The 23,555-nt window shown below is 39.4% G+C and carries 23 protein-coding genes; 11 read left to right on the top strand and 12 right to left on the bottom strand.

Going from position 1 to position 23,555, the window contains the following annotated elements:
- Positions 1–29: 29 nt before the first annotated feature.
- From BLP92_RS07235 to ytvI, 3 genes are all read right to left on the bottom strand, one after another.
- Entirely contained in the window at positions 30–986 is a 957-nt protein-coding gene (locus tag BLP92_RS07235; RefSeq protein WP_090842058.1) for a sodium-dependent bicarbonate transport family permease, read from the bottom strand.
- A gap of 261 nt (positions 987–1,247) precedes the next feature.
- Entirely contained in the window at positions 1,248–1,616 is a 369-nt protein-coding gene (locus tag BLP92_RS07230; protein WP_090842387.1) for a Na-translocating system protein MpsC family protein, read from the bottom strand.
- 492 nt (positions 1,617–2,108) lie between these two features.
- On the bottom strand, positions 2,109–3,257 hold the full coding sequence (gene ytvI / locus BLP92_RS07225) for a sporulation integral membrane protein YtvI (protein WP_244516710.1): 1,149 nt from the start codon (positions 3,255–3,257) through the stop codon (positions 2,109–2,111).
- Between the two features lie 757 nt (positions 3,258–4,014).
- Here ytvI and BLP92_RS07220 point away from each other — a divergent pair.
- The 3 genes from BLP92_RS07220 (at position 4,015) to BLP92_RS07215 (ending at position 5,955) form a co-directional block, all read left to right on the top strand.
- Positions 4,015–4,905: a diacylglycerol/lipid kinase family protein gene (locus tag BLP92_RS07220; RefSeq protein WP_090842056.1), complete on the top strand. Its 891-nt coding sequence runs from the start codon at positions 4,015–4,017 to the stop codon at positions 4,903–4,905.
- Between the two features lie 67 nt (positions 4,906–4,972).
- Positions 4,973–5,110: a lmo0937 family membrane protein gene (locus BLP92_RS17880; RefSeq protein ID WP_139148932.1), complete on the top strand. Its 138-nt coding sequence runs from the start codon at positions 4,973–4,975 to the stop codon at positions 5,108–5,110.
- A gap of 284 nt (positions 5,111–5,394) precedes the next feature.
- Entirely contained in the window at positions 5,395–5,955 is a 561-nt protein-coding gene (locus BLP92_RS07215) for a carbonic anhydrase (protein ID WP_090842054.1), read from the top strand.
- A 73-nt stretch (positions 5,956–6,028) separates the two neighbouring features.
- Here BLP92_RS07215 and mreBH read toward each other — a convergent pair whose 3' ends face one another.
- Positions 6,029–7,033, bottom strand: coding sequence for a rod-share determining protein MreBH (mreBH, locus tag BLP92_RS07210; protein ID WP_090842052.1), 1,005 nt, complete (start codon positions 7,031–7,033; stop codon positions 6,029–6,031).
- A 1,029-nt stretch (positions 7,034–8,062) separates the two neighbouring features.
- Here mreBH and BLP92_RS07205 point away from each other — a divergent pair.
- The gene (locus BLP92_RS07205; protein WP_090842050.1) at positions 8,063–9,346 is read left to right on the top strand and encodes a helix-turn-helix domain-containing protein; all 1,284 of its coding nucleotides are present in this window, start codon (positions 8,063–8,065) and stop codon (positions 9,344–9,346) included.
- Positions 9,347–9,537: 191 nt separating this feature from the next.
- On the opposite strand, the gene BLP92_RS07200 is transcribed toward BLP92_RS07205, so the two are convergent.
- Both BLP92_RS07200 and BLP92_RS07195 read right to left on the bottom strand, forming a co-directional pair.
- Positions 9,538–10,023, bottom strand: coding sequence for a small multi-drug export protein (locus BLP92_RS07200; protein WP_090842047.1), 486 nt, complete (start codon positions 10,021–10,023; stop codon positions 9,538–9,540).
- Positions 10,016–10,597 carry a TetR/AcrR family transcriptional regulator gene (locus BLP92_RS07195; RefSeq protein WP_090842045.1) on the bottom strand — a complete coding sequence of 194 codons (582 nt, stop codon included), beginning with the start codon at positions 10,595–10,597 and terminating at the stop codon, positions 10,016–10,018. Before BLP92_RS07195 ends, BLP92_RS07200 begins: the two co-directional genes overlap by 8 nt.
- Positions 10,598–11,396: 799 nt before the next feature.
- On the opposite strand from BLP92_RS07195, the gene BLP92_RS07185 reads away from it, so the two are divergent.
- Positions 11,397–12,770 (top strand): aldehyde dehydrogenase, encoded by a 1,374-nt coding sequence (locus tag BLP92_RS07185; protein WP_090842041.1) that lies wholly within the window; start codon positions 11,397–11,399, stop codon positions 12,768–12,770.
- Between the two features lie 74 nt (positions 12,771–12,844).
- Here BLP92_RS07185 and BLP92_RS07180 read toward each other — a convergent pair whose 3' ends face one another.
- The gene (locus BLP92_RS07180) at positions 12,845–13,144 is read right to left on the bottom strand and encodes a hypothetical protein (RefSeq protein ID WP_090842038.1); all 300 of its coding nucleotides are present in this window, start codon (positions 13,142–13,144) and stop codon (positions 12,845–12,847) included.
- Positions 13,145–13,180: 36 nt separating this feature from the next.
- On the bottom strand, positions 13,181–14,374 hold the full coding sequence (locus BLP92_RS07175; RefSeq protein WP_090842036.1) for a GNAT family N-acetyltransferase: 1,194 nt from the start codon (positions 14,372–14,374) through the stop codon (positions 13,181–13,183).
- Between the two features lie 528 nt (positions 14,375–14,902).
- Between BLP92_RS07175 and BLP92_RS07170 the strand changes: the two genes are divergently transcribed.
- Positions 14,903–15,898: an LLM class flavin-dependent oxidoreductase gene (locus tag BLP92_RS07170; RefSeq protein ID WP_090842034.1), complete on the top strand. Its 996-nt coding sequence runs from the start codon at positions 14,903–14,905 to the stop codon at positions 15,896–15,898.
- A 61-nt stretch (positions 15,899–15,959) separates the two neighbouring features.
- On the opposite strand, the gene BLP92_RS07165 is transcribed toward BLP92_RS07170, so the two are convergent.
- Complete coding sequence (locus BLP92_RS07165; protein WP_090842032.1) at positions 15,960–16,232, bottom strand: acylphosphatase; 273 nt, start codon at positions 16,230–16,232, stop codon at positions 15,960–15,962.
- Positions 16,233–16,345: 113 nt separating this feature from the next.
- Between BLP92_RS07165 and BLP92_RS07160 the strand changes: the two genes are divergently transcribed.
- Positions 16,346–17,068: a lysophospholipid acyltransferase family protein gene (locus tag BLP92_RS07160; RefSeq protein ID WP_090842030.1), complete on the top strand. Its 723-nt coding sequence runs from the start codon at positions 16,346–16,348 to the stop codon at positions 17,066–17,068.
- A gap of 244 nt (positions 17,069–17,312) precedes the next feature.
- Here BLP92_RS07160 and BLP92_RS07155 read toward each other — a convergent pair whose 3' ends face one another.
- A complete protein-coding gene (locus BLP92_RS07155; protein WP_090842028.1) occupies positions 17,313–17,924 on the bottom strand; it encodes a YczE/YyaS/YitT family protein in 612 nt (203 codons plus the stop codon).
- A gap of 331 nt (positions 17,925–18,255) precedes the next feature.
- Between BLP92_RS07155 and BLP92_RS07150 the strand changes: the two genes are divergently transcribed.
- Complete coding sequence (locus BLP92_RS07150; protein ID WP_090842026.1) at positions 18,256–18,588, top strand: SCP2 sterol-binding domain-containing protein; 333 nt, start codon at positions 18,256–18,258, stop codon at positions 18,586–18,588.
- Positions 18,589–18,639: 51 nt separating this feature from the next.
- Here the strand turns inward: BLP92_RS07150 and BLP92_RS07145 are convergent, their stop codons facing one another.
- Positions 18,640–18,783, bottom strand: a complete 144-nt coding sequence (locus BLP92_RS07145) for an FbpB family small basic protein (protein WP_090842025.1) — start codon at positions 18,781–18,783, stop codon at positions 18,640–18,642.
- Positions 18,784–19,040: 257 nt separating this feature from the next.
- Between BLP92_RS07145 and BLP92_RS07140 the strand changes: the two genes are divergently transcribed.
- The 3 genes from BLP92_RS07140 (at position 19,041) to BLP92_RS07130 (ending at position 21,699) form a co-directional block, all read left to right on the top strand.
- On the top strand, positions 19,041–20,021 hold the full coding sequence (locus BLP92_RS07140; RefSeq protein WP_090842023.1) for an MBL fold metallo-hydrolase: 981 nt from the start codon (positions 19,041–19,043) through the stop codon (positions 20,019–20,021).
- Positions 20,022–20,163: 142 nt separating this feature from the next.
- Positions 20,164–20,598: a hypothetical protein gene (locus BLP92_RS07135; RefSeq protein ID WP_090842021.1), complete on the top strand. Its 435-nt coding sequence runs from the start codon at positions 20,164–20,166 to the stop codon at positions 20,596–20,598.
- 303 nt (positions 20,599–20,901) lie between these two features.
- Entirely contained in the window at positions 20,902–21,699 is a 798-nt protein-coding gene (locus BLP92_RS07130; protein ID WP_090842019.1) for a VLRF1 family aeRF1-type release factor, read from the top strand.
- A gap of 363 nt (positions 21,700–22,062) precedes the next feature.
- On the opposite strand, the gene BLP92_RS07125 is transcribed toward BLP92_RS07130, so the two are convergent.
- The gene (locus tag BLP92_RS07125) at positions 22,063–23,247 is read right to left on the bottom strand and encodes an MFS transporter (RefSeq protein ID WP_090842017.1); all 1,185 of its coding nucleotides are present in this window, start codon (positions 23,245–23,247) and stop codon (positions 22,063–22,065) included.
- Between the last annotated feature and the right edge of the window lie 308 nt (positions 23,248–23,555).

Here is a 23,555-nt window from a genome sequence, read left to right as displayed (position 1 = left end):
CAGACAGGGGCGCACTCTTTCTATATTTTTTAACCCGTAACGAACTGAATAAACAGCGGTATCCCCACAATCAGATTAAACGGGAAGGTGACTGCCAGAGCCATCGTTAAGTAAAAGGACGGCTTTGCATCAGGTACTGAAGCTTGGAGCATCGCGGGTGCTGCAATGTAAGATCCGCTTGCAGCAAGTGCCATAAACAGTATGGTTCCTCCTTCAGAAAAGCCGGCTGCTTGAGCCATCATATACCCGATGACGGCCCCGATAACAGGAAAGACAATCCCTGCAGCAATAAGAGCCCAGCCGTATTCTTTAATCACGCCGAGCTGCTGTCCAACCTTTAATCCTAATCCAAGCAAAAACAACAGCAGTACGCCCGGAAAAAGATCTACAAAGAACGGTTTCAGCATAGCGGTATCAGGTGCAAAATATCCTGCTGCTAATCCCGCAATAAGCAGCAAAATGCTTTTTGACATCAAACTGTCGATCATCACATGGGTCGCCCCGGCTCTAGGTACAATGCCAAACACGGGAGATTTAAAGTGCTGGTAAATCATTAAAGCTACTACAAGGCCGGGAATTTCCAAAAGAACAACAAGCGTGGTCATATACGGCTCATAGCCAATCCCCATTTGATCAAGCTGTGCGGTAGCCGCAGCAAAAGTAACTAATGAAACTGAACCGAATGTCGCAGCCATAGCAACCCGTTCCTCAAACGTAAATTTGAACAGCATCCCGATAAAGTACCCTACAATCGGCAAAATAAGCCCTAATATAAGTGCTGCGGCAAATGGCGCCACTACTTCATCTATACGGACCTCTGCCAGGCCCATGCCCCCTTTCAGGCCGATCGCTAATAATAAATACATATTCAGGCCAATAGATAATCCATCAGGCATTTTCAGGTTCGACTTTCCGATTGCCGCAAGAATACCGACAATAAAAAGAATAACCGGAGGACTTGTGACTACATACAATAAGCTTTCCATAATGATAACCTCCTAAATGATAGTTTGTTTGTAAAGGTTTTCACTCATCAAAAAAAGCGCACACTCAAAAGAGTGTGCGCTGTGTATGTATGGCTTACTTTTGGAAAAGTATTCCACATCACCAACAATCGCATTGGTTTATGATGAGAGGCTCCATTCAATCATCCGGCGGCTCAATCTCCAAGAATGGCTCTTGAACTGCCCTGAGCGAATGTTTCCTCTTTTATTATTATGCATGAAAGTGAGTAAGTCAACTAAAATTTAGGCATTGTCTGCCTGATCCCAAGGTTTATTGAATTTGAGTACTATAAGCCGCTCGCCTGTCTTTGTACTGATATCGGTATGCAACGAGATCAGTTCCAAACCAAACACCTCGTTAACCATCTCTTCAACCTGTTTCCTGCCGGATTCCACCAGGTCATTTCTGAATTTCTTAATCTGATCCCTTCCTGCAATTGATTCAGCCATCTGATACTCAGCCGGCGTTAAAACACCTGCGAGAGTTATCAGCGCCATATCGCGGATCAACTCACACTTACATGATAGTGATCCCCTGCCTAAATACTCCTTTTCCCATTGCGTAATCTTTACACTTAATGCCATTTCCAATTGACCCTTCGTCTTCTTCACTTCTCTCAACTCGCCTTCTTCCTAAACGTATGTAATAAAATTACTTGAAATTAGGAACTCCGTCAACCGGAGTTTGTAACAGATTCATCCTGTCTCATACTGCGCGAGCCTCTCATTCCACTTATATCTATCCTTTTCCCTTCAAGTTAAAATAAGAAGAAAAGCTCCTCATGGGAAAAAAGCTGGGACAAAATCGGCAATAAGGTTATCTAAATTGATGAATCAGGCTGCTTGTTGAAATTGTCACTCGCTTGAAGCATAGTTTATTGCAGAGCCAGTTTTTAAACTAATCTGCATTCTTCAATAGTGTCTGTGAGAAGCAGAGGCAAGCTTTATCATGAGCCAGGGTGCACACTTATGGTGATGAACTTGAGAGAATCCACCGCCAGCACAGTAAATAAACCGTTTTATAATACCAAAAAAACGCTTCCTGCTTAACAGGAAGCGCTTTTCACTATTAGAAACTAATATCTCCCTATCTCTACTTTATCTTTATTCTTTCACGTAGATAGGGGGAGGAGCATCCTCTTTAAATCCGTATTTCACAAACTGATATAATTCGCCAAGCACTCCAATATCTTTAAAAATAACGATTACTACCAGCAGAAATGGTCCTGTAAATACCCCGATTACTCCGAATAACTGCCAGCCGACAAACAATGAAATTAATACTGCTAAAGCATTTAAATTCATACTGGAAGAAAGTACTTTCGGTTCGATCGCCTGCCTTATTAATACGGTGACGGCGTAGAGAATTGCTATTCCAATGCCCATGCTGATATTTCCCGTAAAAAACATGTAAAGCATCCAGGGAATAAGAATCGTACCAGACCCTAAATATGGAAGAATCTCAGCAATTCCTACGATCATTGCGATTGTGATAGCATTTTCCACCTGAAGTACCGCCAGGCCGATTAAAACGATTAAAGAGGCAATCAGCATCAACAGCACCTGCGCACGAAGAAAACCAAATACCCGGTATTGAAACATAGTTTTAAAAGATTTCGATTTTTTTACAATCGTTACAGGAATTTGAGAATATATATAACTGAAAATTCTTTCCCAGTCTTTTCCGATGAAATAAAAAGCAATAAAAATAAACACGATTACTACAATAGAAGTTGGTACAAAAATTAAAATAGAAGTAAGTGCTTCTGTTAATCCCTGGCCGCCTTCTGTAAATGATTCAGCCAGACGTGTGCCCAGCGTAGTGATACCTTCTCCCACAGCATCCTGCTGCTCAGGAGTAAGAGAATCCATAGCACCCGTAATTCCCTGCCAGATGGGAAATATCGTTTCATTAAAAAATGTTTGAATTTCCCGGGAGGTGGATTCAATCCACTGCGGTACAACATTTGAAAAACGCCGGACACCAAAAATAATCAAAAACACAAGCCCTGTCAAAGCCCCAAGCATAGTACCAATACTGAGTAATAAAGTTACGATTACCGCAAGCGTATTAGGAAGATGAATTCTTTTACGAAGCCATCGGATTAATGGATAGGACATCCATACCAGTATTGCTGCAATCCAAAAAGGATAAGCGATCCGGAAAAGCCATAATACCAGATAGGAAATGGTAAGTATAAATACAATTACAAAAAGCAGCCGGAGCATCATCCAAGCATGATCTTTCGTCAAGAATCAGCCCTCCTGTCTGTATAATATCAAGATGAAAACTAACTTGTTCTAATATACCAGATTTTTCATAGTGATATATTAAAATTTATAAGAGGTAAGAACCTGAGGAATAAATTACCTTTCACTCTATTCCACGAATGTGAGAAATTAAAAACATAGAAATTAATGTGCCAAAAATTTATATTAATTTTAGATGTAAATGTCAGGAAATTAATGAACTTGAATTGTTTCCTTAGAGAAAGTAATCTGGCATTCTATGTTCAGGTGGTAAGATCCTGCAGAAGATGGTTTTGTTTCCGAGAGAAGGATTTTTTCGATTGATCTGTAAACTCAAACAGACAAAATCTTGATGCAGGATTTTGCAGAAAGAAGAACACTCCATAAAAAAGAAGACAGAAACTAATACCTGGAGACACGTATAAATATCCCTCGTATGTTAAGTTTGGTAAAAGTAAGAGAAGGGGATTAATAAAGTAACAATGGGTAAGGGTCTTATAGAAGCAGGATCTCTTCCTAACAATTTTTCCGCCTAGTTTGGAACGAGTAATCGGAAGATGCACTAAAATCTTTGCTCAAATAAGATTTACATATTTAATCTATATGGACAATATAGATTGATTTTTCAATGCAGTATGCCTTTGATACGAGGAAAAGGAACGCAGTCATGGAAAGAAATTTTCAGTTCGCGCAAATTCGAAACAATAAAACGGAAGTACCAAAATTCATTCCGTCTGCATATTAGATAGGAGGAATCAGAATGATCTCTAGCGGAGTAGTAATATATAACAACAAAGCTGGAAATGCTAAAAAAGCGCAATTATTACAGGAGATAGAAGCAGTGCTGCAGGAATCAGTAAAGGAACTGACTTTTTATCAGCCGGAGAGTGAAGAGGACTTAAAAGAATACCTAGCTGACGACTCCCGTTCATTTCAATATGTCTGGATCATGGGAGGAGATGGGACTGTGCACGCAAGCATAGATGCTCTGAGAAAAAGAACCATCACTCCGGTAATATGCATTCTTCCTGCCGGTACATGCAATGATTTTGCCAGGTCTCTTGGTCTGCCAATAAATCCTGTGGAAGCTGCGAGAGTATCTTTACAGAAAAAGGTAAAAAATATTGATATTGGAGTGTACAACGGTTCTATTTTCTCGAACTTTTTAGGAATAGGGGTAATAGCCGATACATCAGAAAATATTAATGAATCTGCAAAAGATACAGTAGGCAGGCTGAGTTATTTTATGAGTGCCATTCGTACACTCGGATCAGCAGATAATTTTCAGTATGATGTGACAATAGATGGAGAAAAATACAATGGGGAAGCTGTGATGATATTAGTAAGCAATGGAAAGTTCCTTGGTACGACTCCCTTGCCCGCGGAGGATATTGATTTACAGGATGGAAAACTAGACGTATTTTTTATGAAGGGCACAGGGGGAGAACTTTTTCGTGAATGGCTGCAGCGCACAGTAACAGCAAATACGATGGAAGATACAGAAGGAGTCCGGCACATACAGGGGGAATCTATTGAAATAAATACAAACCCTGTGAAGAAAGTAGACACAGATGGAGAAATTAAAAGTGAAACACCTGTCAAGATTAGTGTGCTGCACCAGTACTTACCTTTTTGCTGCGGAATAGAGTAGCAAAAGTTTGAATTTGTGAGAAGAGGTAATAGTAGAAGATAGATGCAGTTGAAAGGAGGTACTGGACATGCTTTGGACTATTATATCTATTTTGTTATTATTCTGGCTGATAGGTTTGGTACTGGATATTGCTGGAGGGCTTATTCATATCGTACTCGTTATTGTTCTGGTTGTCTTTATCATCAGAATGATCCGTGGGAAATAAATAAAGGGCAGTGCGGAGATTTATTTTCTGCACTGCCCTTTTTCGGTGGGGAACGATAATGAAATGTATCGATAAGGTGTATTAAATTCATTCAAATGAATAAAAATTGTCTAAATGTATCTTGATAAATTGAATAGACGCTGAGAAACTATTAAAATTATAAGGAAGCCCATTGAATTTTACAGGAATGATCAGGGAAGGACGGCTCAAGGCACTCGTCTTAGGTATTCGTATCATTCCATATAGCTTTTAACATTAAAATATTATTACTTGGGGGTAAAGGTATGAAGATGAATGAATTAGAAAAAGGTCAAAAACAGTTTCAGGAAAAACAAATGCAGGAAAATAAAGCGTATTTTGAAAATCTTTCAAAAGGACAGAGCCCTTCATTCTATGTATTGTCCTGCTGCGACTCAAGAACTTCTCCTACGACAATAACGGGACAGCCGCTTGGACAGCTGTTTATACATAGAAATATTGCAAACCAGGCGAAAGCATCTGATGACAGCTTTAAAGCCAGCTTATATTATGCGATACACGTGCTGAAAGTAGATTATATTTTAGTGCTCGGCCATACAAACTGCGGAGGAGTTCAGGCGACGAAAAGTGAAAAATTCGCACCTGAACTGGAAAGCTGGATTCACCATGTCAGGGAGTCAGTATCTTCATATGATGGAGAAGTACCTGATGATGCAGAAAGTTTGGAGCGGCATAATGTGAAAGTACAGGTGGAGAACATTAAGAACTTAGAGACTTATCAGGCCCTGGAGCGGGAAGTTCCTGTCTTTGGCGGATTATTCCACCTTGACTCAGGGGAAGTAGAATGGATTGAAAAACCTGAATAAGCAAATACACTAATAAGCTGTCCGGAAAAATAATATTCCGGACAGCTTATTTTAAATTTAATACCTCATGATATTAATTGGCTTTTTGAAGCTTTTTAAGCATTTTCAAAGATCGGCCGGTGCCGATAGCTACCGATTCGAGCGGGCTCGGCGCCAGGTGAACTGGTACGATAATTTCATTAGACAGCCATTCTTCCATTCCTTTCAGAAGGGATCCGCCACCGGTAAGCATCACACCGCGATCTACAATGTCCCCGCTTAATTCAGGAGGACAGTCCTCCAGCGTAAGCTTAATTGTTTCAAGAATTGAAAGCAGTGCTTCCTGATAAGCTCCCTGAATCTCAGTGGACGTAATTTCGATTGTGTGCGGAAGGCCGCTGACAAGATCCCTGCCGCGGATTTCCATCGTTTGAGGTGTATGGTCAATCAAAGCATAACCAATTTCCATTTTAATTTCTTCGGCAGTTCTGGTGCCTATCATTAAGTGATATTTTTTTCGGATGAACTGAGTAATGTCTTCGTCCAGTCTGTCTCCTCCTACACGAAGAGAATGACTGGAAACAATCCCTCCGAAAGAAATAATTGCTACTTCTGAAGTTCCGCCGCCAATATCTATTACCACATTTGCTACAGGTTCCTCTACAGGCAGATCAGCACCGATAGCAGCAGCAACCGGTTCTTCTATTAACTGAACATCTTTTGCTCCGCTTTGTCTTACAGCGTCCTGTATTGCACGTTTTTCCACAGAGGTAGCTCCTGAAGGAGTACATACAACTACATTCGGCTTTCGAATAGTAGTTCCTAATTTTTTGGATGCTTTTTTCATTAAATGTTTAATAAGCTCAGTAGTAACGTCATAGTCCGCAATTACACCATCACGCAGGGGCCGGATTGCCACGATATTTCCAGGAGTTTTCCCCACCATCATTTTAGCTTCTTCCCCCACGGCAAGCACTTCTCCAGTTGCGCTGTCCAAGGCTACAACAGAAGGTTCATTAATGATCATCCCTTTTTCCTTAGTATAAACAAGCAGATTTGCAGTTCCTAAATCAATACCAATTTGCATAGCTGATAACATAAAATAAATCCTCCGATATATAAATTATTATATTTTTTGCCTTTCTACTATTCTTACAGATTCAGGTCCTTAATTTACATGTGAAAATCTATAATAATAAGAAAAAAGTTAAGAGAAATACTTTCAAAAACTCAATTAGGTAATTAGCATTACATTTTTAGTAGTAGTATAAGGAATTAATCGACAATTTTAGACAAAGCTAATTCTGCTGTTTTGAAGAATACAGCATTGATAAAATAACATTTTTACAAACAGCATACAATATTTGTAACTGAATTGTTAACAAAAATTAAATTGAGAAAATAATAATATCATTTACATATTAATTTTCCAAGATATGATAGGAGTAGATATTTTCACTATAATAGCCTCTGTTAAATGGAACTTATTTATATAATATTGTTAATTTCATATTCATAATTAGGCACAAAGTAGCTTAAACAGATATTATTTATGATTTTGATAATAAGTTTAAAAATTACAAAGAAATCATTCGCTTAATTCAAGTTTATTTTAATGTTCATTGTTGATAAGTGAGAACTTCGCTGCGGGATCTTCCCAGCTCGTTCTTCCTTTTGTGAAACAAAAAAAGAGCTTGTTTCTATTACTAGCTTTTCTATCAATAAAACGAAGACAAGGCGGAGGAACCAAGTGACCTTCTGGAAGGTCACGAAGCACGAGCGGAATCGATCCTGGTTCTTCAAGACAGTATGGCGGTCTCTGCCCTGCTGTCTGTGGATCGATGGAAGCCGTACCCTGGGAGAGAAATTAGTCGAGAACAAGCCCTTGGGCAACCCTCTCCGAAAGGGAAGCAGTATGATTACTTCTTTTTAGCAAAACTTTTATTTTCAAGGTAGCCTATTTATAAAATGAAAATATAAACATGAGTTTTAAAGTATTTAAAACAAGATTATAAAGTTGTTTTAGGAAAGCAGGTATTCAAAATGCTTTGTGTTTAACATCCGCTCCTAACTTAACAGGAGAACTGCTTTTCATCTACAATCAATGTGCTGTCAGGGAGAGATATTGATGTCAGGAAAATTGCTGAAATACAATCGGATTAAACAACGTAAGAAGCAGGAAGAAATATGTGCAGGAATTTGCTCTGTTTCTTACTACAGCAAAATAGAAAACGATAAAATTGAACCAGCAGATGATTTGTTAATGCAGCTTCTTGAAAGGCTCCACATTACAAAAGAGGAGCTGAGTAATGTAGATGAAAAAGAAATCAGGCTGAAACTTGCTGCATGGCATAAGTCAATCATCTATGAACAAGTAAGAACCGCAGAAAAATATAAGGGAGAAATAACTGAACAAATTGATTTTTTTCAAAATAGAGAAATCCAATTACTCCATTCGTTAATATCAATAAGATATTTTATTTTGAAGAAACATGAAAGGCTGATAGAAGACTTTATAAAGCGGGCGGATAGTATTTCCAGTGAGGAATTATCAGAAGAAACCAGATTTTATTATTTCATGATTATGGGAGAAGCTGCTGGTTATTATGAAGACTATGAGAAAGCAAAAAGGAATATGCAAACAGCCTGCAATATGATTAATAGTTTAATCATGAAAAAACATGTTCTTGAAGATTTTTATTTGTTGATGGGGAAAACTGTACTTGAAACAGGAGATTATACTTTAAGCATTCGGCTTATAAATAAAGCACTTACATCGTTCGATCAACGGTATGCTCTTCTGCAGAGCGGAAGGGGAAGAGTCATCCTTGCACGAGCGCTCAGATTAAGCGGCAATTTTGAAGATACAGCAGCTGAGCTTGAAAAAGCTGAAAAAATCAGCGGACAGATAAAAAATCAGCAATTACTGGCACGGATGCTTCAGGAACAGGGAGAACTTTATGCGCAGCAAAATGAGGCGATGAAAGCGATCCAGTCTTTTCAGCAGAGCTACAGGCTCCGCACGGGAAGAGAAAGGCTTGCTCCCATACATGGAATTCTCATGCAATTTGAAATTATGAATGCGCCTCAGGATATAATAAGCTGGGTAAACCACGGAGTGGAAACTATTCAAGCACTGCGCAGGGAACAGGCTTATACCCAATATGAAAAAAAGTATGAACTGAAATTTCTCTATTATTTATATAAATATGATGGTGCTTCCTCTCATAAATTCGAAGGTGAGATGAAAAAGACTATCCTGCCTTTTTTTGAAGAGAAGCAGGATATGATTTCATTAGCATATTATTATGAGAGAATGGGAGAGTTTTACGCTGCCAATAATTTACTTGAAGAGAGTATCGCCTGGTATCAGAAGGCCATGAAAGCTTTATGGAAAAGAACTCTTCATTAAAAAGCTGCATGGAAGGTTCGTCTCCACTGCAGACGAACTTTTAGAGCAGGTGTGAAGCCAGCCGATAGCTTGAATCCAAAAGAACGGTCTTTGTCCTGCTTGGATTGGCTGCGCGGAACCCTGCTTATTTTCAAGGGACAGCGGAAGGATTTCTCCGCGTCAGGTGTACTTTTCTTATTTCGACATCAGAGCTAATTAAACAAACTCTGAATCCAGTCAATACTGTAAATACTTGCAATGGTAAGAAAGATGCTCCATAAAAACAGGCTGCTTCCCATCCACCAGGCAGTGGCATGTTTGTCCGCTTTTAAAGATAAGGCAATTACTGCAGCCAGATGTATGCCTGTAATTGCAGGACCGGCGATTGCCAGGCCCGGCAATCCATATTTTTGAAATACTGCCTGTGCCTTTTCATTGCGCCCAGGCTTTTTTTTGCTGTGCCTTTTTTTCCACAATTTCGCTGCTTTTCTTCTTCTGTGAAAACTAGTCTGCTGGTAAAAACGGAGCAGATAAATAATAAACAGAACGGGGAGAAAGTTGCCGATGAATGAAAAAATACCGACAAGCAGAGGGTCGAGCCCCATCCCTATACCGATTGGAATGACGAGAAGAATTTCAAACCAGGGAGTAGCTGCCATGAGAAAAATAAGGGTATACTGCCAGATAGTTTCAATCATTCAATCGCCCTCCTATTCCTTTCCAAAAAAATTTCCAGGAGGCTCTGCGTTTTCTTTTCAGTTCTTCAGTATCGTAATAAAGAGTTTGTACAGACCAGGAGTCGAGCAGTCCGTAAAATGCATCCAGCAGCGGTTCCAGCGGCTGCACAGGAATTTCTTTATTATCTATTTTCTGCTGAAATAATGGGCGGAGCAATAAATTGCAGTCTTCTTCAAAAGTCATAAACTTCCGGCGTACGTCTTTTTCCAGATGTGGAGGTGGGAAAAGAACAAAATGCAGATAAAATTTTCCGTTTTCTTCGTTGGTTAAGTAGGAAGCTACGCTGTCCAATAAATCAGGGAGTCCATTTTTTTCCGCCTGGGGCAGTGCTTTTTTCAGCATATGCAGATAATCTTTATACACCTTGTGAACCACTTCAAGAAATAATGAATCTTTATTATTAAAATGATTATAAATAGAAGCCTTCTTAATACCGGCTTCCTCCGCGATTGATGAAAGACTTGCTCCATCATATCCATATAAGGAAAACTGCCGTAAAGAAACTTGCAGTAAACGATTGTAGGTAGAAGACATGTGCAATGCCCCTTTCTGAATTTCTTTTATATAGCGGGAGTAATCGAGTGAACCATTAAAACTGCTGCAATATACGTACGACCGTTCGTTAGCCAACTCAAATACTAACTTACAACTGTATATTATTCAAGTAAGAAGTCTGAAGATATGCTGCTTGTGTAGAATTAAAATATATAATCACGTCTGTCGATCAGCAGATATTATCCAAATGATATTTCATGTTTCCTATTCAAAAAGGAAAGAAGAAGCTTTTTTGCAAGAATGCGGTGAGGTGCTCTTTTTTAAAAAAGACTTTTTTAATCACGCTTGGGAAAAGCGATACTGTAGTTTTTACGGAGTGACGAGATATCATTATTTCTTCCGCGTAAATAAAAGATATGTCACAGATGCAAAGTGTTATTTAAAGACTGTGTAAAAAGATAGTGGGAAGATCACATTGTGTACTTACGGCCGAAAGCTTTCTTCACGGCAGGCGAAGCAATATACACCGCGGACTCTGCATTCTACAGGCAATTATTTTTAAATAAATGGATCATCAACAGATGCAGTATAAAATATTCGTTCATCACTTAAATTTACCGGTGGAGAAAACATGTATTGTATTTACTTAACAATGCTGCCAGGTTTGATAATATTAAATTTGTGGAAGGTTGAAATAAGATAATTCTCTAATAATAAACTTAAGAGTACTTTTGGGGGTCTCCTTTTTTATCTGAAGATATCTCAAAGAAAAAGCGTGACTTTTTTACAATAAAAAACGACAATATAGAGAGAAGCCAATAGAGGACGTGATTTCAGCATGGAAAGTATGGTAGAAACACTTGTAAAAAATCAAAAAGAATATTTTTATACTGGAAAAACAAGGGGGATAGGTTTTCGCAAAAGACAGCTTCAGCTTTTAAAAGAGGCTGTGCAGAAGCGGGAGCATGAGATAATGGACGCCCTGAAAAAAGATTTAAATAAAGGGGAATTTGAATCCTATTTGACGGAGATAGGTTTTTTTTACAGCGAATTGAAAGATATTCAAAAGAACCTGGATTACTGGGCAACGCCGCAGAAACAAAAAGCCCCCCTGTCTCATACTGGAAGTAAAAGTTATATCTATAAAGATCCTTATGGAGTAACACTAATTATCAGTCCCTGGAATTATCCTTTCCAGTTAGCGATGACTCCTCTGCTGGGAGCAATGGCTGCCGGAAATACAGCCATTATTAAGCCGTCTGAACTAACACCTCATACAAGTATGGTAATCAGGGATATCATTGCTTCTACTTTTCCTGAAGAATACATAGTTGTAGTGGAAGGAGACGCAGAAGTTTCAAAATCCCTGCTGAGCCAGAAGCTGGATTATATTTTCTTTACTGGTTCAAAACATACCGGCAAAAAAGTCATGGCACAGGCTGCTGAAAACTTAACGCCTGTCACCCTGGAGCTGGGAGGGAAGAATCCTGCAATTGTAACAGAAGACGCTAATTTAAAGCTTGCGGCTAAAAGAATTGTATGGGGCAAATTTTTAAATGCGGGACAAACCTGCGTAGCACCCGACTACGTATTAATCCATGAATCTTCCCGCCGGAAATTTTTAAAGCTTCTGGTACAGTACACCAAGAAGTTTTTCGGACCTGAAGTAAGAGGGAAGCGCAGTTATCCGAGGATCATTTCAGAAGCCCATGTAGACAGGCTGGCAGCGATGCTGAATAAAGAGAAAATTCTTTACGGCGGTGGATATGACAGAGACAATAGAAAAATGGAACCGACGATTATGATGGATGTGCAGATGGAGGATGCGGTCATGGAAGACGAAATTTTTGGCCCGATCCTTCCCATCGTATCCTACCAGTACGAGCATGAAGTTATCGAATATGTAAGGGAACGTCCGAATCCACTTGCTTTGTATTTATTCACAGATAATAAAGATACAGAAGAACTTGTGCTGAATAACCTCACGTTTGGAGGAGGATGTGTTAATGATACGATCATGCACATTACCTCTCCTTATCTGCCGTTCGGCGGAGTAGGGGAAAGCGGGCACGGAGCATATCACGGGAAAGACAGCTTTGATACATTTACTCACAGGAAAAGTATTTTGAAGCAGACGACGAAGTTCGATCTTCCGCTTCGTTACAATCAGTCTCAAAATACAATTAAAACTTTACGGAAAATGTGGGAATAAAATCTGCATATGATAAAAAATGCTGCTTCAGGAGAATTTTTCTCCCATGAAGCAGCATTTTTTTGATGATACCTTTATTTATCTTTTCTTTTATCAACATTATCTTCTGTAGATTTATATAGAAAGCGATTCATGCGCATAATAAGCCTGAAAAAGATCGGCATGAATATCCAGACTACTGCAAGCATCAGGAGCCCGTAAGTAAATGCATACTCTGGTCCTCCCTGTAAGAAGTAGCTGATAAAGAAAAATGGGGAGAGAAATAATGGAACGAAAAAGATACCTGCAGTGATCCAATAATAGAGGCGCAGTGATGAATTTTCAGGCACCGGACCATACAATTTGGTGAAAAAAGTTAAAAACAGAGACTTCATTTTAAACACTCCTCAGTATAAAATATGATCCTTCGTTTAAAAGAAGTCATAAATAAATGCATTTTTTGCAGGGACAGCTTTCGTAAAAAGCCTAACGGATTCCTCATCACCTTCAATATACTGTTCCTCCCACAGCTTTTCTGCAGACTGCGCTCCCATAACAACAGCGGACAGGTTATTGATATCCAGTGTTATTCCTTTACTGGGAAGCTGTCTGGATATTGTATTTTCCTCGCTCTGAAGAGGGAAAAAACGAACTCTGGCAGGTGTTCCTGCAGAAGCAGAAATAATATAAGTGCCTACGTTCCAGGCACAGATACTGTCAGATACATGAAGTATAATGCTTTCGTTGGTTTCCAGCTGAAAAGGAACAAGCGCCAGCAAAGTTTCGCAGTCAACTATTCTCGCCATAAAGTAGGAGGACAAAACACGTTCGGCTTTTGGATCCGGAAGCAGAAAAGGAAAGATATCGTGCGCTCCGGTAATAATAGAGACTTTTTCAGCCATCGAATCATGGTTACGGATAAAAGAGAAAAGGCCTTTTCTTGCATCCGGGTCAAGCCAGATAATTTCGTCTATCTGCATATGCTGATCTTTCACTTCATAAATCAAGTAGCCTCTGCAGACGCCCTCTCGAAAATAAGCTGCAATTATTCCTTTTTTTCTTTTGAAAACAGATTTTTTCCACCACTCTGCAGTGCGGACGATGGTGCCATTTCTTTTCGAGGCCCACTCATCATATACCGGACCAATTATTTTAGCGTCCTGGCTGATGCGCCTGCATTCACCTTCACAGCTTTCTTTAAGAGGAAACTGTTCTCTGGTTAAAGTGATTTTTTCCCGGTCTGCAAACAGCTCCCAGCCATATTTTCTGTAAAAAGGTATAGAAAAAGGGTAGAGAAGCGAAAGAAGCTGTCCCTGCTCTTTCATTTCCTTCAACGAGTGAGTTAATAATTCTGCTACAATACCTTTCCTTCGGTGTTCCGGCCATGTAGCGACACCAGAAACTCCACCGGCAGGGATAGCAAGACCATACATATATACGTGAAGCGGAAGAACCGCTGCTTTGGATAAAATTTCACCGTCTTCTTCTGCTATCCATGTTTCATGGGGATTCATATCTGCAAGCCGAGCTCTTCTTTCATCTTCAGATAAAGTATATTGAAATGCAAATTCCGACATAATCAGGGCTTTCTCGGCTTCTGCAGCTTTCATTCTGCGTATGTTCATTATTTCAATTCCTTTCTTGAGAAAACTGATTTCAAAAGCATTTTAAACTATAATAATTAATTTTCAGGCTCATCACCACGACGTGTAGTTGACAGGCAAGTCTGTGATTTATTGCAACGCAGAAATTTACTATACACATCATATAAAGACCTGCGTTTCAGACGGAGCGTTCCCGTAACATTCTTTCTCCATTTTAGTGAATATAAATAAATTCATTCGTCAACTATACTTCGTGGCGAGGAACCAATCTTCATAAAAAAAGACAATAATTTGCAGGGTGAAATTCCTGTGGGCAGGTAGAAATAGAGGCTGCTTCACATTTGTAGATGCCGCTCAGATTCTCATACATAATATAAGTAATCAGCTGTGCAATTTCAAGAAAGTGTAGAGCTCTTTATTTCTATCATACCGAAAGTGTAATAGAATTCCTACGAAAAATCTTTGTGATTGATATATGGAATTTCAAATCAAATAATTGGACACGCTCCAGCAGTTATAAAGATAATAAAGCTTAGGAGGGATAGATTAATGAGGATTAGTATTTTAGATCAGACACCAGTTGCTGATGGATTTAGTGCAGTAGCAGCTTTGCAGAACTCAAAAGATCTTGCACAAAAAGCGGAAGAGTGGGGCTATCATCGTTTTTGGGTATCAGAACATCATGATTCCCAGTCATTGGGAGGTTCCTCTCCTGAAGTGCTGCTCTCTTACTTGGGAGCGCATACGAAAAATATAAGAATAGGGAGCGGCGGGGTGATGCTGACACATTACAGCCCTTTTAAAATTGCTGAGAACTTTCATTTACTGGAGGGATTGTTCCCAGGAAGAATAGACGCAGGGATGGGAAGGGCGCCTGGTGGAATGCCGAGAGCAACATTGGCACTCAGCGGGGGCACTCCCCGGCGGGCTGACTTATTTCCCCGCCAGGTAGATGATCTGCTTCATTATCTGCACTATAAGCCTATTCCTGAATATGCGTATGGCGAGGCTCTTGCAGCACCGGTGAATTCTTCAGTGCCTCCGCTTTGGATCTTAGGATCGAGCGCTGCAAGTGCAGCATTAGCAGCTGAGAAAGGACTGCCTTACAATTACGCTCATTTTATAAATGAGGAAGGAGGAACAGATTCAGTGGAGCTTTACCAGGAACTGTTTCAGCCATCTTCCTATCTGCGGGAGGCTGAGCATATAGTGACAGTATTTGTAGTTTGTGCGGATACCGAAAGGAAGGCTCAGTACATCGCTTCAAGCCTGGACCTTTCCATGCTTACTCTGGCGAAGGGAATGAGCCTCGCCGGTACACCGGACCCTGCTCAAGCAAGCATATATAATTTTACGGAGTATGAAAAAGACCGAATAAAAGAAAACCGAAAGCGTATGATTATCGGGAGTCCAGCACAAGTAAGAGCACAGCTGGAAGAATTCGCAGAAAGATATAAAACAAAAGAAATAATGATATGTACCATAACTTATTATCATGAGGACCGCTTAAGGTCTTATGAACTGGTGAAAGATATGTTTAACTGATAAATATTCCATAAAAGCAACTCCCGCCATGATTTACAGTTGGCGGGAGTTGCTTTTCGTATTAATGAATTATCCGGAAATCTGATTCTGTTTCCACACTTTCAATAGTAAGGGGGATAATATCGTCCACCTCTGCAGGATAGCGCGCCTGTGCAAGTGCCCGGATAAAGTTATTTAATGCTTCCTCTTTTCCTTCTGCTTCCATACGGACTGAACCATCATCTTCATTTTTCACCCAGCCTGTTAATTCACGCTGCTTCGCTTCTAATTGTGCAAAATATCTGAATCCGACTCCCTGTACTCTTCCGGTAACAGTAATATCATATCTCGGCATATTTCCCCTCCTCTTTTTACTTAAGTAATTATTTGAATTCCCTTCCATAGTTGTTTTTACACATCTGTTTTATTTATACTATGGAAGTAGTAAATGAAGAAGGTTGTGATAAGATGGTTCGTACTGGATTATGGTTTGTTTATTTTATGATATATTTATTGGTTATTTCTCCCGGTATAAAAAAAGCAGAAATGATGTATAAAAAAGATAAAAATAAAGCTGGCGATTATGTAAAAGGAAAAGCAGAGCGCTGGTCACGGCGTTTGTTAAAGCTTGCAGGCGCAAGGTTGGAAATAAGAGGTCTTGAATATCTCCCTCAAAAGGAACCAGTATTATTTGTCAGTAATCATCAGGGGAACTTCGACATACCTATTTTGCTTTCTTCTGCCGGCAGAAAAATAGGGTTTCTTTCAAAAATAGAAGTAAAAAAAATTCCCCTTATTTCTCCCTGGATGGAGGTGATGGGCTGTGTCTTTATTGACAGAGCAGACAGAAGAAAAGCAGTGCAGGCTATCAGAACCGCTGCAAATAAATTAGAAGATGGGAACAGCATGGTGGTGTTTCCGGAAGGCACGAGAAGTAAAAGTGCTGAGGTTAATGATTTTAAAATAGGGAGCCTGAAGCTTGCCACACTTTCCAAAGTAGCAATTGTCCCTGTTTCAATCAGCGGCTCCTATAAATTAATGGAAGCAAATAACGGAATAATGAAACCTGCGGATGTGAAAATTATTTACGGAAAACCAATCCGTATCCATCAAGAGGGGAAAGTCGATCTGCAGACACTGGCAGCCGAAATTCAAAGGCAGGTACAGAAAAACGTTGACAAAAAAATGTAATTAAGCTATTCTATATAAAGTGCTTTTGAAACAGGAACATCGTTTAGGCGAATTAAAGACTCTGGAATCCATGAAAGATTAGTAAGACCGGCGCAGTCAAGGAACTGTGAGGATGAAAGAGAGGTAGGGCTTTCGTTGAGAAGCTTCCTTTTATTGATTTTTACCGCGGCGTACTCGCCCGAACGAATATAACGAAGAAGTACAAAAAGCAGGCTCCCGTACCGGGACGCCTGCTTTTTTCAATTCAACCAGTAAGTCTTACACGGAAAGTGGTAACTCTCTTATGGAAAAATTGAATTAAGGGACCAATTCCAAAGGCGATGATCACTGTGCCAAGTCCGATAGGTCCACCGATAATTAAAGCAATCAAAAGGACAGAAACCTCCAAAAATGTTTTAGAAAACGCCAGGCTTTTTCCTGTGAGCGTATGAAATACAATCATAGAGTGATCAATTGGATTGCGGGCAAAGTTAGACTGCATATAGGAGGCTACTCCGGCACCTATGCAGAAAATTCCGGCAAAAAGGGCAAGAAAACGAAATGTCAGTAAGGAAAGCTCCATATCAATAAATACAAAAATCAGCCAGAAATCAAGAAAGCTGCCAATTAGGAACATTGTAATTAACGCAGAAAAATCAGGTCTTTGTTTTAACAGCAGCCCATTGATTAATATAAGAATAAATCCAATAATAAATGTCCAGCTCCCGACGGTAAGTCCTAAATTCTGCTGCAGTGCTACAAAAAATGCATCCCACGGGCCGGCACCCAGTTCGGAAAGCAGAATTAAACTGATACCAAACGATACGGAAATAAGGCCGAGTAAATAAAAGGTACTGATTATATAAAATCTTTTCATAAATAGCAGACTCCATTCTTCAAATAACTTTTCACAAAAGAACAGCTTATCATTAATTGCACACATATACTAGAAAAAAGTTACAAATATATTAGCAGCTCGTTAATATAAAAGGCTGAAGAATGCTTTTTCTGATGATTCCCTTTTTACGCTAACTGAATTCCGCCTGTGAAAACTTTTAGATAACAAAAAAGTTGCTGTTATTCTTATTATTTCAGATGAATTGTACAAAATCTATTTTAGGGTCTTATCTATACATAATGCAAAAAGTCAGCTATAATTACTTTAAATTGAATGGCTGTTCATTCATAAATTACAGGAGGCGTTGCATATGTCAGTGGAAGCAGCTTTACAGGAGTTTACAGAAAAAATGGAAAAAAATCCTGAGCATATTGAGGATTTAACTTACACATATGAATTCCGGATTACGGATGAAAAAGAAGGAATCTATCAGCTGCGTATTGATCAGGGAAAGGCCGAATACAGCAGCAGTGCTCAATGGGAGCCAAAACTCGTAATGGAAATGAAGGAAGAATACTTTCAAAAACTGGCGAACGATGATTTAAATGCAACTATGGCGTATATGAGCGGCAAACTTAAAATTAAAGGGGATGTATCTCACGCGCTTAAATTCCAGTCACTTATAAAAAAATATCAAAATTAAACGTAAAAAAGCCCATCAAAGCAGACGCTGTAGATGGGTTTTCTTTAAAAATTAATCTTTCTGCTGCTCAAACTGCTGACGATACTTGTTATCCAGTTTTTCTTCAATAGAAGAAATTGCCTGTGCATCCTGCATTATTTCCAGTTTATTTTGTTCTACCAGCTCATCAAAAGACGTACGTATAGGTTTTCGCATTTATTATCCATCCTTTGTTTGTGACTTCACTAACAAGTATACATAAAGATTATGAAATTTTAATAACAGAATTGTTACAAAATTAAGAACTTTTAAAAATGTTTTGTAAATTTTAATAATTATTTCGTGAATTGTATCTCTTAAGTTCATACACAGGCAGCTATTTTGTAAAGTCTGATAACGATCCAAAAAATCTTCATTCCTTGCTTTATTCATAAAAGAAGTCAAATATAAGATAGACTAAAGGAGAACCGGATATGAATACTATAAAAACTGAAACAATTCATCCCATAAAGATTCCTACCCCTTTTTTAGTGGGGACGGTGAATGCCTATTTAATAAAAGGAGAGCAGAATATTTTGGTAGATACCGGCCCTGCTACTGTGGAAGCAGAAGAGGCATTAAGATCTGGACTGGCAGAAGCGGAATTGAAAATTCATGATATAGATCAGCTGATACTTACACATCATCACCCTGACCATGTAGGACTGGCATACTTGTTTTCTGGATCAGCTGTGATTTCCGGACATAAAAAGCTTCGCCCCTGGTTATCTAAAGACGAAGCGCATTATAAAAACGTATATCAATTTTTTGAGGCGTTTTATCAGGAAAATGGAATGGAAGAAACTTTCATCCAACAAATAAAAAAACAGCATCAATCATATATGACTTATGTGAAGCCTGCAGAACTTCATAAAGAAGTAAGTGAAGAGGAGGGGACCATACAGGGTCTCACTGGCTGGAAAGTGCTTGAAACTCCAGGTCATGCCCAGACCCATATCTCACTTATCAGAAAAGAAGATGGAGTGTTAATAGCAGGAGATCATATTATTTCTCATATTTCCTCTAACGCAATTCTGGAAGCGCCCTATTCTCCTGTGGAAAAACGTCCTGAAACATTACTTCAATACAGAGACTCATTAAAAAAATGTCTGCAAGCTTCTATCGTATACTCAGGTCACGGAAAAAGGATAAGTGCACCAAAAGAACTTATTATTAAAAGACTGGAAAGCCAGCTATCAAAAGCGGAAATGTTCTATGAAAAAATAGGGACGGAATCTTTTACAGTCATGGACTTATGCAGAAAGGTTTATCCGGAAATTTTTATGAAGCAGCCGGACCTTACGTTTTCAGAGACGCAGGGGCATCTGGATCTGCTGCAGCAGGAAGAAAGGGTAAAGAAACACTGGAAAGATGGGAAGCTGTATTATTCACAGCACCAACCTGTTAAACAATAGGTGGATAGTAAAAAAATATCAAAAAAGAAGAAAAAGATAATAAATTCACTGCTGGTTAATGAACACAGGTTTGGAGGATTCAAAAAAGTGATATAGAATAGTTAAGTATAAGGAAGATTATAGAAGTGGAGGCGAAAGACCTATGGGTAAAAGTTCTAAAATAATAGTAAGCGGAACAGTACTTGGATTGTTAGCTGGAGCCGCAGCAGTCGCATCAAATGAAAAAGCAAGACATAATGTCAGCAGAGCAGCAAATACATCTACTTCCCAAATAAAGGAACTTGTTACACTTGTAAAAGAGAACCGGGAAGCGGTAATGAAGAATCTGCAGTCCTCAGGCAATCAGATTTCTGATATTATGGACCGCGCATCACAGGACGTAAAACAGCTGGTTGATACATCGCAGAAGATGAAAGGTCACCTGGATGAAGTAAGAAGTGTTCTTTATAATGTTGGAGGAGAATGGAAAGAATTAATTGACGAAGCATCTCAGAAGACCAAACATCTTGACATGAAACAGGGAGAGGTTCCTATAAAGAATATTCCTGAACAAGGAGAAGGAACGGAAAAAATATAATTACAGTTTATACGATGTTAAAAACCCATGTAAAAGTGGGTTTTTTATTTTTTTGAAATGTACAACGGAAACATTTGATGAATCCTGCTGCAGGAGCCTGTCGAATAAAATCAGGTGCCGACTGCTGCAGTTCAGCCGGAAAAATTCAGGACAGTCAAACTTATTTTTTAGCGCAGGATGAGCGTATGAAAAATCAGCAACCCTAAATATTGACTGGAAAGTTTCACTGTAGAAAAAGAAGTTTGAGTGAATCCGTATATGGTAATGAGATAAGTATACATTTTAAGAGGAGGTATGATGCAGATGACTTTAGCAAATGAACTACAATCACTACAAAATATAAAATGCGAAAACGGAAAGTGTGTACTCTCTGTTTATCTGAACACGGATCCTGCTGATCCAGATCAGCAGAAAGGTGAATGGAAGATACGTTTGAAAAATGGATTGAAAAAAGTAGAAGAGTATCTTGAAGCATCTGTTGAAGATAAAGACGAACTGAAAGCTTATAAAAATTTAAGCAAAAAAGTCGAAAAGGAAATTCACGACAACCAGACAAACTTCCAGAAAAGTGTTGTGATTTTTGCATCTGAAGAACAGGATTTATGGTCCGTTCATTATCTGCAAATTCCTGTAGAAACCAACTTTTACTGGGAAGAGACGCCGCAGCTGGAAGGCTTGGAAAGTGTAGAAAATAAATATCCTCATGCGGGTGTCATTATGCCTAACAACCATGAAGTACGCATTATTGATACTGCCTTAGGTGAAGTAAATAATGAATGGCTGTATGAGTTTGATTCAGGAAAAGAAGAATGGAGCCTGAATGAAGGTATGGGTGACGCGGACAGTATTATGTCAGGTGCTACTCACGTAGATAAATTTCAGCGTCGTTTTGAAGAAAACCAGCATCGCTTTTACAAAGATATGGCGCAGAAAGTAGAAAAAATGAAAAAGAAACATGAATGGAAAGAACTTCACATTGTAGGTGAAGCTGACATGGCACGAACATTTGAAGAGGTCTTACAAACAAAGCCTGCCAGTATGGTAGAGAAAAATTTAAATCAGAATGATGCAAAGAAGGTTTTGAGCGAAGTTTTTAAATAAATAACGCTAAAAAAGCACGGCTGCTCTGCTCCGCAGAGTACCGTGCTTTAATTTTGCATGTTTTCGTGGCAGGGAGACTGCGGGAAAAGCGGGAAGTTCATAGGTTCGTCCAGGGCTTTGAACGAACCTCCCAGCAGGAGGCAAGTCTTGCATTCAAGTAAGAAAATCTTAGGCTTCCTTGGAGGAGCTGTGCGGAACCCTGCTTATTTAGAGGTACAGAGGAAGGATTTCTCCGCGGCAAGCGCAGAAAAAGGAGCCGCAGGCGTAATGTTATTATATCAACATTAACAGAAACACTCATGCAAAAATATTTGCACCATGAAGTATGAAAATTAATACTGCTGTGTAACGAAGGAGACTTTTTCAGGCAGCTGCCTTTTTTTCCTCTTTTAACTGCTGGAATTCAAAAATGCACCCAGCCGCGACCATCAGGCCAAGCATAGCGCTGATCGAATAATAAATTGCACCTGAGCCGATGACTTCAATTAAAATTCCTCCCACAATAGGGCCGGTCATACTTCCGAAGCCAAAGAGTACAGCTGTCATTACGTTTCCTGTCGGAAGAAGGCTTGCCGGCACTAAATCAGCTAAATATGTAATTCCTAAAGAAAAGAGAGAACCCAGAAGCATTCCGGTAATAACAAATCCACTAAATAAAACTATCGGATACTGCTCTATCAGCGGCATTAACATAAAAAGAAGTCCTCCTGTTCCCATAAGCGTCAGGAGTACTCTGCTGCGGCCGAGCTTATCACTCAGTATACCAAGAGGAAGCTGCGTTACAAGGCTTCCAAAAACAAATCCGGGGAGAAGAAACATAGTAGTTAATTGAATATCAATTCCCATACGCAGTGCATATACCGGGTAATTTCCGTGAAGCGAAGCTTCCAGATATCCATAGCAGAACCCTGGAAGCAGGGCAAACCATGCAAGCTTAATTACTTTTTTATACCTTGAAAAAGTTCCCATTTTCGAAGCTGTTGCCAGCTCTTTCACAGGCCATTCATTCTTCAATAAAAGCATGAAGCCGAATGCAATGAGACTCATTACTGCAGAAATAATAAAGGGGAGAAACTGATGAATTTCCAGCAGCCGGGTCATCATAGGACCTAAGCCAAACCCCATTCCAAAAGCAAGGCCATATAACGCCAGCTGTCTCCCGCGCTTTTCAGGAGTACTCGTAGTGCTGATCCATACCTGGGTGGAAAAATGAATTAAGTTGTCAGCAATTCCTACAACCATTCTCAGAACAAACCAGAACCAGAAAGCCTGCCAGAGAGGAAATAGCATAACTGAAATTGTAACAAGAACCAATCCTATGAGAATGACAGGTTTGTACCCATATTTTCGGACTGGGGCTTCGATAAATGGCGATATGAGGATTATGCCCATATACAATGCAGCAGCATTTAATCCATTTGCAGAAGAAGACACCCCTGCGCCTTCAAGCATAACTGCAAGAACAGGTAATAGCATGCCTTGAGAAAACCCGGCAATCAGTACCATGCCGACCAGTACCCAATAGCGGAACACTGGATTATTTTCCATATTTACACCTTCTTTTATATTCAGTTGCTTCATTCAGATAAACGAAGCCGGTCAAGCAAAACAGAATCTTTATATCAAAAAGAACGCTGCTGCAGAATGAAGGAGCGGACGCAAACCAGCGCAGTCTGGTCGTCCTGGGCAGCAAGGCAAATTTCTCAATTTACAAAAAGATTTTATTTTCATTAAGGAGTTTGTTTTATTAGTAAATACACTATAGAAATATATGTAAACACTGGTGAAAATAGTAGTTAACGAATTAGAAATTTCCACACCTCTTCCATTGTAAATCAACAGCGGAAAGATGCAAG

The organism is Alkalicoccus daliensis (assembly GCF_900103955.1).
Lineage (GTDB): Bacteria > Bacillota > Bacilli > Bacillales > Salisediminibacteriaceae > Alkalicoccus > Alkalicoccus daliensis.
This window is presented reverse-complemented; position numbering and strand designations above follow the sequence as displayed.

What these genes read in the sequence shown, in the direction of transcription:
- BLP92_RS07180 (WP_090842038.1), bottom strand. Translation starts at nt 13,144, where the DNA reads ATGAAGTCTCTGTTTTTAACTTTTTTCACCAAATTGTATGGTCCGGTG.
- BLP92_RS07170 (WP_090842034.1), top strand. Translation starts at nt 14,903, where the DNA reads ATGAGGATTAGTATTTTAGATCAGACACCAGTTGCTGATGGATTTAGT.
- BLP92_RS07235 (WP_090842058.1), bottom strand. Translation starts at nt 986, where the DNA reads ATGGAAAGCTTATTGTATGTAGTCACAAGTCCTCCGGTTATTCTTTTT.
- BLP92_RS07150 (WP_090842026.1), top strand. Translation starts at nt 18,256, where the DNA reads ATGTCAGTGGAAGCAGCTTTACAGGAGTTTACAGAAAAAATGGAAAAA.
- BLP92_RS07215 (WP_090842054.1), top strand. Translation starts at nt 5,395, where the DNA reads ATGAAGATGAATGAATTAGAAAAAGGTCAAAAACAGTTTCAGGAAAAA.
- BLP92_RS07195 (WP_090842045.1), bottom strand. Translation starts at nt 10,597, where the DNA reads ATGTCTTCTACCTACAATCGTTTACTGCAAGTTTCTTTACGGCAGTTT.
- BLP92_RS07175 (WP_090842036.1), bottom strand. Translation starts at nt 14,374, where the DNA reads ATGAACATACGCAGAATGAAAGCTGCAGAAGCCGAGAAAGCCCTGATT.
- BLP92_RS07205 (WP_090842050.1), top strand. Translation starts at nt 8,063, where the DNA reads ATGTCAGGAAAATTGCTGAAATACAATCGGATTAAACAACGTAAGAAG.
- BLP92_RS17880 (WP_139148932.1), top strand. Translation starts at nt 4,973, where the DNA reads ATGCTTTGGACTATTATATCTATTTTGTTATTATTCTGGCTGATAGGT.
- BLP92_RS07155 (WP_090842028.1), bottom strand. Translation starts at nt 17,924, where the DNA reads ATGAAAAGATTTTATATAATCAGTACCTTTTATTTACTCGGCCTTATT.
- BLP92_RS07130 (WP_090842019.1), top strand. Translation starts at nt 20,902, where the DNA reads ATGACTTTAGCAAATGAACTACAATCACTACAAAATATAAAATGCGAA.
- BLP92_RS07140 (WP_090842023.1), top strand. Translation starts at nt 19,041, where the DNA reads ATGAATACTATAAAAACTGAAACAATTCATCCCATAAAGATTCCTACC.
- BLP92_RS07135 (WP_090842021.1), top strand. Translation starts at nt 20,164, where the DNA reads ATGGGTAAAAGTTCTAAAATAATAGTAAGCGGAACAGTACTTGGATTG.
- BLP92_RS07220 (WP_090842056.1), top strand. Translation starts at nt 4,015, where the DNA reads ATGATCTCTAGCGGAGTAGTAATATATAACAACAAAGCTGGAAATGCT.
- BLP92_RS07160 (WP_090842030.1), top strand. Translation starts at nt 16,346, where the DNA reads ATGGTTCGTACTGGATTATGGTTTGTTTATTTTATGATATATTTATTG.
- BLP92_RS07185 (WP_090842041.1), top strand. Translation starts at nt 11,397, where the DNA reads ATGGAAAGTATGGTAGAAACACTTGTAAAAAATCAAAAAGAATATTTT.
- BLP92_RS07200 (WP_090842047.1), bottom strand. Translation starts at nt 10,023, where the DNA reads ATGATTGAAACTATCTGGCAGTATACCCTTATTTTTCTCATGGCAGCT.
- BLP92_RS07145 (WP_090842025.1), bottom strand. Translation starts at nt 18,783, where the DNA reads ATGCGAAAACCTATACGTACGTCTTTTGATGAGCTGGTAGAACAAAAT.
- mreBH (WP_090842052.1), bottom strand. Translation starts at nt 7,033, where the DNA reads ATGTTATCAGCTATGCAAATTGGTATTGATTTAGGAACTGCAAATCTG.
- BLP92_RS07165 (WP_090842032.1), bottom strand. Translation starts at nt 16,232, where the DNA reads ATGCCGAGATATGATATTACTGTTACCGGAAGAGTACAGGGAGTCGGA.
- BLP92_RS07125 (WP_090842017.1), bottom strand. Translation starts at nt 23,247, where the DNA reads ATGGAAAATAATCCAGTGTTCCGCTATTGGGTACTGGTCGGCATGGTA.